Below are 12057 nucleotides of genomic sequence, written 5' to 3'. Positions count from 1 at the left end.
CAGGTGCAGCGGGTAGTCGCACCGCTCGGCCAGCTGCCGGTAGGCGTTGACCATCACGACCGGGTCGTTGTGCTTCACGGAGATCTTGATGTCGCAAAAGCCGTGCTCCTCGAACAGCGACGCCTCCCACAGCGCCGACTCCACCAGCGCCTCCGGCGTCGCCCTGCCGTACTTCGCCAGCAGCCGCGCGTCCAGCGAACCCGCGTTCACCCCGATCCGGATCGGGGTGCCCGCCTCCCCCGCCGCCCGCGCGATCTCCTTGACCTTGTCGTCGAACTGCTTGATGTTCCCCGGATTCACCCGCACCGCCGCGCAGCCCGCGTCGATCGCCGCGAACACGTACTTCGGCTGGAAGTGGATGTCCGCGATCACCGGGATCTGCGACTTCCTCGCGATCGTCGCCAGCGCGTCCGCGTCGTCCTGCGTCGGACACGCCACCCGCACGATCTGGCAGCCCGACGCCGTCAGCTCCGCGATCTGCTGCAGCGTCGCCCCCACGTCCGACGTACGCGTCGTGGTCATCGACTGCACCGACACCGGCGCGTCCCCGCCCACCGCAACCGACCCGACCTGGATGCGCCGCGAGGGGCGGCGCACCGCGAGCGGTCGGGCCGGCAGGCCGGGGAGACCCGGTGCGACCGGTTCTCCGGCGGTCACGGCGTCACCGGTTCCCGGAGATCGTCTCGCGCGCCGCGCGCAGGGACTCCTTCAGCGAGCCCATGGTGGCGAGCACGGCGGTGGGCTCGTAGCCGCAGTGCGCCATGCAGTTGGCGCACCGCGGGTCCTTGCCGCGGCCGTACTTGTCCCAGTCGGTCTCCTCGATGAGTTCGCGGTACGTGGGTACGTAGCCGTCGCTCATCAGGTAGCAGGGCCGCTGCCAGCCGAACAGGGAATAGTTCGGGATGGCCCAGGCCGTGCAGGGGAAGTCCGCCTTGCCCTCCAGGAAGTCCAGGAAGAGCGGCGAGTGGTTCAGCCGCCAGCGGGCGCGGTTCCCCCCGGCGAACGACTTCTTGAAGAGTTCGCGGGTCTGATCGACGCCCAGGAAGTGTTCCTGGTCGGGTGCCTTCTCGTAGGCGTAGGCGGGCGAGATCATCATCTCGTCGACCTTCAGGTCGTCGTTGAGGTAATTGAGGACCTCGATGACGGTCTGCGGGGTGTCGGTGTTGAAAAAGGTGGAATTCGTGGTGACCCGGAAGCCGCGTCGCTTGGCCTCCTTGATCGCCGCCACCGCCTCGTCGAAAACACCTTCCTTGGCGACCGATTCGTCGTGCCGTTCGCGCAGGCCGTCGATGTGCACGGCGAAGGCGAAATACGGGGAGGGCGTGAATTTGTCGATCTTCTTCCGCAGCAGCATCGCGTTGGTGCAGAGGAAGACGTACTTCCTCTTCGCCACCAGCTGCCGGACGATTTCGTCGATCTGCGGGTGCATCAGCGGTTCGCCGCCCGCGATGGAAACCATCGGGGCGCCCGATTCGAGTACGGCGCCCACGGCCTGGGCGACCGGCATGCGCTGCTTGAGCACTCCGGCGGGGTGCTGGATCTTCCCGCAGCCCTCGCACGCGAGATTACAGGCGAACAGTGGCTCGAGTTCCACGATGAGCGGGAATTTGTCCCGCCTGCGGAGCTTCTGTTCGGCGAGGTACGTCGCAACCTTGATGGACTGACGGAGCGGCATGGCCATCTGGCTCACCTCCTGGGGAGCAGCAAAGATCGGTGCCATTCGTAGAAAGCAGGCAGGACGGCACGGAGAACACGGAAAGCCGATATTCCACCGCGCACCGTGCCGATGCGGACGAGCTCGTGCTCCGGAGCGTCCACGATCACCCGTACGGCGGCAACCGGGCGTGGCCCGGACCGCAGGGCGGTGCGCAGAGTGGCGGCCGACTCCATGTCCGCCGCGATCGCTCCGGTGGCCCGCAGTTCGGCCCGCTCGTGTCCGCGTACGACATGGGCGGAGCCGGCCAGCGGGCCGGTGTGGACGGTGTGGCCGGGCAGCGCCCTGGCCAGGGCCTCGGCGAGCAGGCCCGGGGCGGTGCAGGCCGTCGGCTCCCCGGCCTCCCGGGTCTCGTCGGCGACCACCAGGTCCCCGGGGTGCATCCCGGGGGCCAGTCCGGCGCAGAACCCGGAGGCCAGGACCGCCGCACCGGACATGCGGCCGAGCGCTCGGCCCACGGCCTCCTCGGCGGCCCTGGGCCCCATGCCCGTGCGCAGGACGGTCACGGGGCCGGGAGCGGCGCCGGCCCTGCCCCGGCCGCTGCGCAGGGCGAACCGCTCGATGCCGAGCGCGCAGGCGATCAGCAGCGGTGCCGCGGGACCTGACGGCCCCGGACCGTCGCCCATCAGGCCCCCTTGCGGACGGCCTGGCGGGCGGCGAACGGTTCGCCGTACACGTACCTCCCGAGTGCGGTGAGCGGGAAGACCTGCCGGTACAGGTGGTAGTTGATGGAGAAGTCCCAGGGGAAGCCGGTGCCGGTGAAGTACGGCTCGTCCCAGGAGCCGTCGGCCCGTTGGGTGTCGGTCAGCCAGGACACCCCGCGCAGCACGGCCCCGCTGTCGCGCCGTCCGGCGGCGAGCAGCGCGAGCAGGGCCCACGCGGTCTGGGAGGCGGTCGAGGCGCCGTGCCCGATCCACTTGTCCTCGTGGTAGGAGCGCAGGTCCTCGCCCCAGCCGCCGTCGTCGTTCTGCACGGACTCCAGCCAGTGGACCGCGCGCCGGATCGCCGGATGCGTCACGGGCAGTCCGGCGGCGACCAGCGCGGGCACGACCGACCCCGTCCCGTAGACGTAGTTGACGCCCCACCGGCCGAACCAGGCACCGTTCGCCTCCTGTTCGGCGAGCAGCCACTCGACGCCGCGCCGGGTCGCGGGGTGTCCGGCCTTCCCCTCGAAGGCGAGCATCTCCACCACGTGCCCGGTGACGTCGGCGGACGGCGGGTCGATGACCTCGCCGAAGTCGCAGAAGGGCAGCCGGTTGGGGAAGGCGCTGGTGTTGTCCGCGTCGAACGCGCCCCAGGCCCCGTTGCGGGACTGCATCCCGACGTTCCAGCGCACTCCCCGCCTGATGGCGGCCTCGACACGGGCCCGGTCGGGGTGGCGGACCCGGCGCAGCGCGAGGATCACTTCCGCGGTGTCGTCGATGTCCGGGTAGTTGTCGTTGTGGAACTCGAACGCCCAGCCGCCCGGGTTGAGCCGGGGACGGCGCACGGACCAGTCGCCGGGCCGGACGATCTCCTCGCCGAGCATCCAGTCCGCGGCCTTGACGAGGGCCGGGTGGTCGGGGCTGACCCCGGCGTCGGCGAGCGCGATGGTGGCGAGGCAGGTGTCCCACACCGGGGACTGACAGGCCTCGATCATGCGGGCGCCGTCCTCGCGCCAGACGGCGAACCGGTCGAGCGATTCGAGCCCGGCCCGCATCACCGGGTGGTCCAGGTCGTAGCCGAGCAGGTGCAGGGCGATGACGGAGTACACGGCGGGGGGCTGGATGCCGCCCCAGCAGCCGTCGTTCTCCTGGCGCTCGATGATCCAGCGGGCCGCCGCGTTCATGGCGATCCGGCGCAGCCTGCGCGGGGCGAACCGGTGGTAGACGTGCAGCGCCCTGTCGAGGCGCTGGAAGACGCCGTCCCAGCTCGCCGCCGGGGCCGGGCGCCGGGGCGGGTTCGGGTTGGCCGGGTCGGTGTGCAGTTCGTCGAGCGCGAACGGGGCGGGGCGCACCGGCCGCTTCGCCGAGACGATGGTGAGCGGCACGATGGTCTGGCGGGCCCAGCAGCCGAAGTCGTAGATGTTGAGCGGGGCCCACTTGGGGAAGAACATCAGCTCGGGCGGGAGTTCCGGCAGGTCGTCCCATTTCCACCAGCCGAACAGGGCGAGCCAGATCCGGGTGAAGACGCGGCCGGCCGCGATTCCGCCCTGTTCCCTGATCCATGCCGAGGCGCGGGCCATGTGCGGTTCGTCCGGCCGGTCCCCGGCCAGCCGCAGGGCCACGTACGCCTCGATGGTGGTGGAGAGTTCGCCGGGCCCGCCGTGGAAGGTGGCCCAGGTGCCGTCGCCCAGCTGTTCGCCGCGGATGAAGCGGCCGGCCGCCCGGACGGTCTCCGGGTCCTGGATGCCGAGGAATTGACGCAGGAGCAGGTCCTCGGCGTCCATGGTGACGTTGGTGGCGAGGTCGCCCTTCCACCAGCCCTGCTCGTCCTGCCTGCCGAGGAGGTGCTCCACCGAGCGTTCCGCGGCCCGCCGCGCGGCGGCGAGCACGTCGTCCGCGGCGGTGGTTGTGTCGGTCGGTTCACTGGCCGAGGCCGCGCGGGGGTTCACGGCCCCGGCGCTTCCGTCGGTCGTCGCTGTCATGGCTTCCCCTTCGTGCAGTCGGTCCTCTGCTGTGCTGGGGTCTCCGTCGGCCGGCGCCCGTGGGGCACCGGCCGGCGACTGCGATTCATATGGACCAGATGGTGATCATCTCTTTCGTACGACGACGAAGTCCGCGAGCGCCGTGAGCTGCGCCCGCACGGTCTGCGGCATGTCGACCCGGTGCAGCGCCTCGATGGCCACCGCATGCTGTCGACGGGCCTCCTGGGCGGTCCATTCGCGGCCGCCCGCCTCCTCGATGAGCGCCGCGCGGGCGGCGAACTCCTCTTCGGAGAAGCTGTCGAAATCGCTGCTCTTGGCGTCGGCCGCGAGCAGTTCGCCCAGGCGTTCCGAGGCCGGACCGCCCGCGGCGAGCGCGGCCACCACCGGCAGCGACTTCTTGCGCTGGCGCAGGTCGCTCCAGGTCTGCTTGCCGGTGGACCCGGGGTCGCCCCAGATGCCGAGCAGGTCGTCGACGGCCTGGAAGGCGAGGCCGAGGTGGTATCCGTACGCCTCCAGGGTGTCGGCGGTACGGTCGTCGGCGCCGCCGAGCACCGCGCCGATGGAGCAGGCGCAGGCGAGCAGGGCGCCGGTCTTGTTGCCCTCCATCTCCAGGCACTCCTCGACGGTGACCCGCTCGCGGTGCTCGTAGGAGATGTCCTGGGCCTGTCCGTCGATGAGCTTGCGGCTGGCGGCGGTCAGGCGGCGCGTGGCGCGGCCCGCCTCGACGGTGCCGAGCTCCAGCAGGATCTCGTTGGCGAGCGCGAAGAGCGCGTCGCCGACGAGGATCGCCTGGGCGGGGCCGTGCACCTTCCAGACCGTGTCGCGGTGCCGGCGCTGCTCGTCGCCGTCCATCAGGTCGTCGTGCAACAGCGAGAAGTTGTGCACGAGTTCGACGGCCACGGCGCCGGGGATCCCGGCCTCGGCCGCGGCGCCGGCCGCCTCCGCGGACAGCAGGGCGAGAGCCGGGCGGACGGCCTTGCCGCCGTCCCCCTCGGCCACCCGTCCCTGGGCGTCGATCCAGCCGAAGTGGTAAGCGGCGACGGTGTCCATGGGCGGTGCGAGCCGGTCGACGGCGGCCCGGAGCACCGGCGTGGAAAGGGCCCGCCCGCGCTCCAGAAGCGCGGTGACGTCCGTGGTGTCGGCCACGGTGTCGAAAGCCGGATTCGCCGGGGTCACTGACTCTCCTCTTGTTCCGGTGGTACTGCTCATGCCGCCTCCTGCAGCGGATGTTCATGGGAGCGGCCGAGCGCCCTCAACGCGGCGGACGCCGCGCTGAACCCACTGCGCACGGCGCCCTCCATCGTCGCGGGCCAGCCGGTGGCCGTCCATGCTCCGGCCAGGCAGAGGCCGGGTGCGCGCGTGTGGGCGCCGGGCCTCAGCCGGCCGACTCCGGGGGCGGGGGCGAAGGTCGCCGCGCGCTCCCGGGTGATGAAGAAGTCCCTGACACCGGCCCCGCGGGCGGCCGGAAGGAGCCGCTCCAGCTCGGGCAGGTAGCGGCTGCGCAGTTCGGCGACGGGGAGGTCGATCTCCTCGTGGGCGGCGGACTGGGACAGCGCGAGGTACTGGCCGGGGCCGGTGAGTCCCGAGGCGTCGGTGCGGTCGAAGACCCACTGGACCGGGGAGCCGAGCGCGGCGAAGAAGGGGCGGCGCAGCACCTTGCGGTCGTAGACGACGTGCACGTTGAGGATCGGGGAGGTGCCGATCTCCAGGAGCTTCTCCGGTTCGTCGAGCGCGCCCTCGGGCAGCAGGCCGTGGGCCTCGCGCTGCGGGACGGCGAGGACGACGATGTCGGCCCCGATGCGTTCGCCGTTGACGTCGACGGTCCAACCGCCGTCTTCCGTACGGGTGATGGCCGTGGCCTTCGTGCGCAGTTCGGTGCGCACGAAGGCGGCGTCGAGGGCCTTGCGGGCCAGCGTGTCGTGGATCTCGCCCAGGGGCACGCCCGCCCAGCCGATGTCGGCGGCGCCGGGATCGGAGAGCAGCCCGGTCTTGAACACCTTCGCGGCGAGGGCCAGCGAGGAGTCGGGGGCGGTGGCGTTCAGGGTGGCGACGCCGACCAGGTCCCAGAGGGCCTCGACGGTGCGCGGCGACTGGCCGTGCCGGGCGAGCCAGCTGCCGAAGTCCATGGTGTCCAGTGCCGGGTCGTCCGGGTCCAGGCGGCCCAGGGCCAGGGCGGCGCGCCCGACGCCCGCCCGCTCGGCGAGCGAGAGGTGCGGGTAGCCGGCAAGTCCGGCGGCGAGGTGGAACGGCACCGGCAGAGCGTTGCGGCGCAGCCGTCCCAGTCGGGGTCCCGAGGGGCGTCCGACGTCGAGAACGGGCACGTCCAAACGGTTTTGCAGAGGTGCCAGCCCGGCGCCGCCGACCCGGTCGAGGAACCAGCGGTAGGCGGTGCAGCAGCGCAGGTAGACGTGCTGACCGTTGTCGATTGTCAGTTCGCCGCGCCGGAAGGAGAAGACGAGGCCGCCGAGGCGGGGCCGCCCTTCGAGGAGGGTCACCTCCAGCCCGGCGTCGGCGAGGCGCAGCGCCGCGGTGATTCCGGCGAGCCCGCCCCCGATCACGACCGCGCGGGAGGAACGCGGGGTGTCGTCCGTCATGCGCCCTCCTTTCACCGGGTCACTTCAGTCAGGGACGCGTCGGAACCGTAAAGGGTTGACCACTCAACGAGTGTGTCCGTGCTGCACATGGTGCGCGAGATCTTCGTGCGGCGCATCAGACACGCCCCCTGCCCGTACGCCGGGAGACGTACCGGGTGTCGAAACCCGACAGTCCGCGCATCGCCACGTACGCCTTCTCGTGGCCCGGCAGCGAGACCCGGCCGCGCAGCACCGCCGCGGGGTCGCGCTCGATCCGGTCGAGCAGCCTCCGGTAGATGCCTGCCATGGCCGCGACGCACGCGCCGCTGCGCCGGTCGAGCATGGGCAGCAGCCGATAGCCCTCGGCGAACAGCGTGCGGGCCCGCCGCACCTCGAAGTGGACCAGCCCCGCGAAGTCGGCGCCCTGCGGCGGGGTGGCCCGGTGGAAGCCCGCCGAGCAGCCGAACTTGGCGAGGTCGTCGGAGGGCAGGTAGGTACGCCCGTTGCCCGCGTCCTCGCGGACGTCGCGCAGGATGTTGGTGAGCTGGAGCGCGAGGCCGAGCGTGTCGGCGTACTCCGCGGCCCGGTCGGCGCCCGGCACGCCGGGTTCGGTGCCGAAGATGCCGAGGCTGAGGCGTCCGATGGCGCCCGCGACGCAGCGGCAGTAGACCTTGAGGTCGTCCCAGGTCTCGTAGGTCGCGCCGCGCACGTCCATCAGCACGCCGTCGATCAGTTCGTCGAGCCCGCCGAGCGGGAGCGGGAATCTGCGCGCGGCGTCGGCGAGCGCGACGGCCACCGGGTCGGTGTCGTCCTCGTCCACCGCGCCGGCCCGGATCCGGTCCAGCACGGTGCGGGTGCTCTCCAGCCGGGCCCGCTTGGTCTCCGGGTCGAGTTCGCCGTCACCGATGTCGTCGACACGGCGGGAGAAGGCGTACAGCGCCGACATGGCGTGCCGCTTCGCGGTCGGCAGCAGTCTGATGCCGTACGCGAAGTTGCGCGCCTGCTGTCCGGTGACCGCCTCGCAGTAACTGTATGCGGCCTGCACCGGTGCCGACATGTACGTCGTCTGGCCCTCCACGGTCCGGCTCACCCCTCTCTACGCGCTCTTCGCAGGACAACTCCCACCTCGCGCAGCAGGCCGGGCCTGGTGGGCTTGGGCGGTCCGGGCAGTACGTCGAACCCGGCGGCCGCGATCGCGGCGAGGGCCGCGCGCCCCCCGCCCACGAATCCGGCGAGGAGCAGCCTGAGCCTGCCGTGCACACTGGCCACCAGGGGGATGCCCTCGTCCAGCAGTTCCCGGGCGCGTTCGGCCTCGTACGCGATCAGTGAACGCACCGACGCGTTCCCCGAGGGGGCCGCCAGGTCGGTCTCGTCGACGTGGAACCGCGCCATGTCCTCGGCGGGCAGGTAGATCCGGTCGCGGCCGAGGTCCTCGGTGACGTCCTGGAGGTGCTCGACGATCTGCAGGGCCGTGCAGACGGCGTCGGAACGGCGCACGCGTTCGGGACTGGCGGTCCCGGTGACCTGCAGGACCAGTCGGCCGACGGGGTTGGCGGACAGCTCGCAGTAGGCGAGGAGATCGTCGTACGTCCCGTAGCGGCGGACCCGCTGGTCCTGCCGGTTCGCCCCGACCAGGCCGAGGAACGGTTCGGGGGTGAGCCCGCAGCGCCGCACCGTGGGGCGCAGTCCGCGCAGCAGGGGATGGCGGGGGCCGTCGCCCGCGGTGTCGAAGACCCGGCGGAGATCGGCCTCGAAGGCGTCGAGCACGGCGAGCCGGTCGTCGGCCGCCGCCGGGTCCAGGCCGAGGTGGCGGGCGTCCGCTCCGCCCTCGGCGAGGTCGCCGTCGCCGATGTCGTCGACGAGGCGGGCGAAGCCGTACAGGGCCATCAGGTCGTCCCGCCAGGCCCGGGGCAGGAAGAAGGGGGCCACGGGGAAGTTCTCGTCGGCGGCCTTGTCGAGGGTGCCGGGCACCGTGGCATCGGGGTGCGCCTGCGGGGTGAGGGTCACCGGCGGCCGCCCGGCGCGGGGACGGCGTGAGCACCTCGGAGCTGGAGATCTTCCGTCATTGCCGTCACATCCCCCGTTCTACACTGCTGACCCAAAACATCCCATTCCGGACACGCCGCCCGCTCTGTCGAGTGCGGAACACTGCCTACGAGCCGTACGGCCAGGCGGTATCGCCCCACTTGCCTCGAATCAGCACCGGTACAGCTTACGTTGTACAACGCCCACCTGTACGGCGGGGTGCGGGGCACGCCGCGCGAATGCCGCCCGCCCTGCCAACCTTCCCCGCCCCCAAGGGGATTGACGTCATCCGCCGGTAGGAGATCTTGCCCCGGACGTACCGCCGGGTGTGGAGAACGACGGTGGTTGTCCAGGATCCGGACAACAGGGCGGCCCCCGCCGGAACCCTCCGGCAGAGGCCGCCGCGCCGTCGCGGGACCGTGGGAACGACTACTTCCCGGTCTCCCGCTCGTACGCCTTGAGCACCTCGTCCGTGGGGCCGTCCATCAGCAGCTCGCCCTTCTCCAGCCACAGGACCCGGTCGCAGGTGTCCCTGATGGACTTGTTGCTGTGGCTGACCAGGAAGACGGTGCCCGCCTCCTTGCGGAGCTCCCTGATGCGCTTCTCGGAGCGGATCTGGAACTTGCGGTCACCGGTCGCCAGCGCCTCGTCGATCATGAGGACGTCGTGGTTCTTCGCGGCGGCGATGGAGAAGCGCAGCCGGGCCGCCATGCCGGAGGAGTACGTGCGCATCGGCAGGGTGATGAAGTCGCCCTTCTCGTTGATGCCGGAGAAGTCGACGATCCCCTGGTAGCGCTCGCGGATCTCCTCGCGGGACATGCCCATCGCGAGGCCGCCGAGCACCACGTTGCGCTCACCGGTCAGGTCGCTCATCAGCGCCGCGTTCACGCCGAGCAGCGAGGGCTGGCCGTCGGTGTAGACCTTGCCCTTCTCGGTCGGCAGCAGACCGGCGATGGCCCGCAGCAGCGTCGACTTGCCGGAACCGTTGGTCCCGATGAGACCGATCGCCTCGCCCCGGTAGGCGGTGAAGGTGACGCCGCGCACGGCGTGCACCTTGCGCACCCCGCGCGCCTCGCCCTTGCCGCGGCGCAGTATCCGGCTCAGTGCCGCGGTGGCACTGCCCCTGCCGCCGCCCGCGCCGTTCACCCGGTACACGATGTGCACATCGTCGGCGATGACGGTGGGGACGCGCCCCTGGGTCTTGTCGTCAGCCACGGCCGTACCGTTCCTCTGCCTTCCAGAAGTACACGAAGCCCATCAGGCCGACGACGAGCGCCCAGGCCAGCGCCACCATCCAGACGTGCGCCGGCAGGTTCTGCGCGCCGTACCCGTCGATCAGCGCGAAGCGGATCAGGTCCATGTAGACGGCCGCCGGGTTGTACTGGAGGACGTCGGCGATCCAGGCCGGCTTGTCCTTGAGCATCACCGGGATGGAGAACATGACGCCCGAGGCGTACATCCAGGTCCGCATGACGAACGGCATCAGCTGGGCGAGGTCGGGGGTCTTGCTGCCGAGCCGGGCCATGATCAGCGCCAGGCCGGTGTTGAAGACGAGCTGCATGGCCAGCGCCGGAACGACCAGCAGCCAGGAGAGGCCCGGATAGCTCCCGAAGGCCACGGCCACGACCGCGAGCACGATCATCGAGAACAGCAGCTGCTGGAGCTGCTGCAACGAGAACGAGACGGGCAGCGAGGCACGCGGGAAATGCAGCGCCCGGACCAGGCCCAGGTTGCCGGAGATCGCCCGCACGCCCGCCATCACCGAGCTCTGCGTGAAGGTGAAGACGAAGACGCCGGTCACCAGGAACGGGATGAAGACCTCCTGGGTCATTCCCTTCCTGGTGCCCAGGATCAGCCCGAAGATCAAGTAGTAGACCAGGGCGTTGAGCAGCGGAGTCGCCACCTGCCACAGCTGGCCCAGCTTCGCCTGGCTGTACTGGGCGGTCAGCTTCGCCCTGGAGAACGCCATGATGAAGTGGCGCCGGCCCCAGAGCTGCCGGATGTACTCGAAGAGCCCCGGCCGGGCGCCGCTCACCGTGAGGCCGTACTTGGCGGCCAGCTCTGCCGGGCTCAGACCGTCGTCGGCGGATGGTGGGGTGCTCAGTGCGACCGCACCATCAGGGGTTGTGTCACTCACCAGATGAAACTCTCGTATTCAAGATGCGCAGCCAGTGGCGGGCGCGGCTCGGAGCGGACAGGTCCCGTAGGGAAAACGTACGACTCATGCTCTCAGAAGGAGAGCTTCTCAGATCACGGGAGGTCGGCCGAGCCTGGTCAGCCGCCACACCGTGCGCCACTTCATCGGACGGCGGGTGCCGCACGGGGTGGACCAGCCCTCCCGGAAGCCGCCGAACCACGCCTTCAGCGCCGGGACCGACGGCCTGCGCAGCAGGGTCAGCAGCAGCCACACCCCGAGGTAGACGGGGATCAGGGGGACGGGCAGGTTGCGGCGGGCCAGCCAGACCCGGTTGCGGGCCACCATGCGGTGGTACACCGCGTGCCGCGACGGGGCGGTCGTCGGGTGGTTGAGGACCATGTCCGCGCGGTAGTCGATCATCCAGCCGGCGTCCAGCGCCCGCCAGGCGAGATCGGTCTCCTCGTGCGCGTAGAAGAACCGGCCGGGCAGCGGTCCGACCTCGGCGACGACCTTGGTGCGCACGGCGTTGGCGCCGCCCAGGAAGGTCGTCACGCGGGAGGAGCGCAGGGGGTCGGAGGCGCGCAGCCGCGGTACGTGGCGGCGCTGGGTGGCACCGGTGTCCGGGTCGGCGATGCGGAAGCTGATGATGCCCAGCTCCGGGTCCGACTCGAAGGCCCGGCGGCACAGCTCGGCGGTGTCGGTGAGCGGCAGCAGCCCGTCGTCGTCGAGGAAGAGCAGGACGTCCACATCGCTGCCGGACGGGCCGAAGGCCTCGATCCCGACGTTGCGGCCGCCGGGGATGCCGAGGTTCTCCGGCAGCTCGACGGTGCGCACCCCCGCGGGGACGTCCGGGACGGGGGCGCCGTTGCCGACGACCACCACCTCGATCCGGTCGCCCTCCTGCCGGGCGACCGAATCGAGGAGGGCGCGGAGCTCGTCGGGGCGGTTGCCCATCGTGATGACGACCGCGCCGAGCTTCATC

The 12057-nt window shown here is 71.2% G+C and carries 11 protein-coding genes; all 11 read right to left on the bottom strand.

What is annotated here, in order from left to right; genetic code table 11:
* Positions 1–657, bottom strand: a 657-nt coding sequence (locus ACWCXX_RS32625; protein ID WP_451133596.1) for a flavodoxin-dependent (E)-4-hydroxy-3-methylbut-2-enyl-diphosphate synthase, incomplete at its 3' end; no start/stop codon positions are given.
* A 4-nt stretch (positions 658–661) separates the two neighbouring features.
* Entirely contained in the window at positions 662–1681 is a 1020-nt protein-coding gene (hpnH, locus tag ACWCXX_RS32620; RefSeq protein WP_451133594.1) for an adenosyl-hopene transferase HpnH, read from the bottom strand.
* Positions 1682–1686: 5 nt separating this feature from the next.
* Positions 1687–2340, bottom strand: coding sequence for a phosphorylase family protein (locus ACWCXX_RS32615; protein ID WP_451133592.1), 654 nt, complete (start codon positions 2338–2340; stop codon positions 1687–1689).
* A complete protein-coding gene (shc, locus tag ACWCXX_RS32610; protein ID WP_451133590.1) occupies positions 2340–4340 on the bottom strand; it encodes a squalene--hopene cyclase in 2001 nt (666 codons plus the stop codon). Before shc ends, ACWCXX_RS32615 begins: the two co-directional genes overlap by 1 nt.
* Before the next feature lie 105 nt (positions 4341–4445).
* On the bottom strand, positions 4446–5549 hold the full coding sequence (locus tag ACWCXX_RS32605) for a polyprenyl synthetase family protein (RefSeq protein WP_451133588.1): 1104 nt from the start codon (positions 5547–5549) through the stop codon (positions 4446–4448).
* Positions 5546–6934, bottom strand: coding sequence for a hydroxysqualene dehydroxylase HpnE (gene hpnE, locus ACWCXX_RS32600; RefSeq protein ID WP_451133586.1), 1389 nt, complete (start codon positions 6932–6934; stop codon positions 5546–5548). Before hpnE ends, ACWCXX_RS32605 begins: the two co-directional genes overlap by 4 nt.
* A 115-nt stretch (positions 6935–7049) precedes the next feature.
* A complete protein-coding gene (gene hpnD, locus ACWCXX_RS32595) occupies positions 7050–8003 on the bottom strand; it encodes a presqualene diphosphate synthase HpnD (protein ID WP_451133584.1) in 954 nt (317 codons plus the stop codon).
* Positions 8000–8920 carry a squalene synthase HpnC gene (gene hpnC / locus ACWCXX_RS32590; protein WP_451133582.1) on the bottom strand — a complete coding sequence of 307 codons (921 nt, stop codon included), beginning with the start codon at positions 8918–8920 and terminating at the stop codon, positions 8000–8002. The genes hpnD and hpnC overlap by 4 nt, the downstream gene beginning before the upstream one ends.
* A gap of 447 nt (positions 8921–9367) precedes the next feature.
* A complete protein-coding gene (locus ACWCXX_RS32585; protein ID WP_148840905.1) occupies positions 9368–10153 on the bottom strand; it encodes an ABC transporter ATP-binding protein in 786 nt (261 codons plus the stop codon).
* The gene (locus tag ACWCXX_RS32580; protein WP_451133579.1) at positions 10146–11075 is read right to left on the bottom strand and encodes an ABC transporter permease; all 930 of its coding nucleotides are present in this window, start codon (positions 11073–11075) and stop codon (positions 10146–10148) included. The genes ACWCXX_RS32585 and ACWCXX_RS32580 overlap by 8 nt, the downstream gene beginning before the upstream one ends.
* A gap of 108 nt (positions 11076–11183) precedes the next feature.
* The gene (locus ACWCXX_RS32575) at positions 11184–12056 is read right to left on the bottom strand and encodes a glycosyltransferase family 2 protein (RefSeq protein WP_451133600.1); all 873 of its coding nucleotides are present in this window, start codon (positions 12054–12056) and stop codon (positions 11184–11186) included.
* Between the last annotated feature and the right edge of the window lies 1 nt (position 12057).

The organism is Streptomyces sp. NPDC001732 (assembly GCF_053596315.1).
Note: the sequence above shows the minus strand (reverse complement) of the source record. Positions and strands in the feature narration are given on the sequence as shown.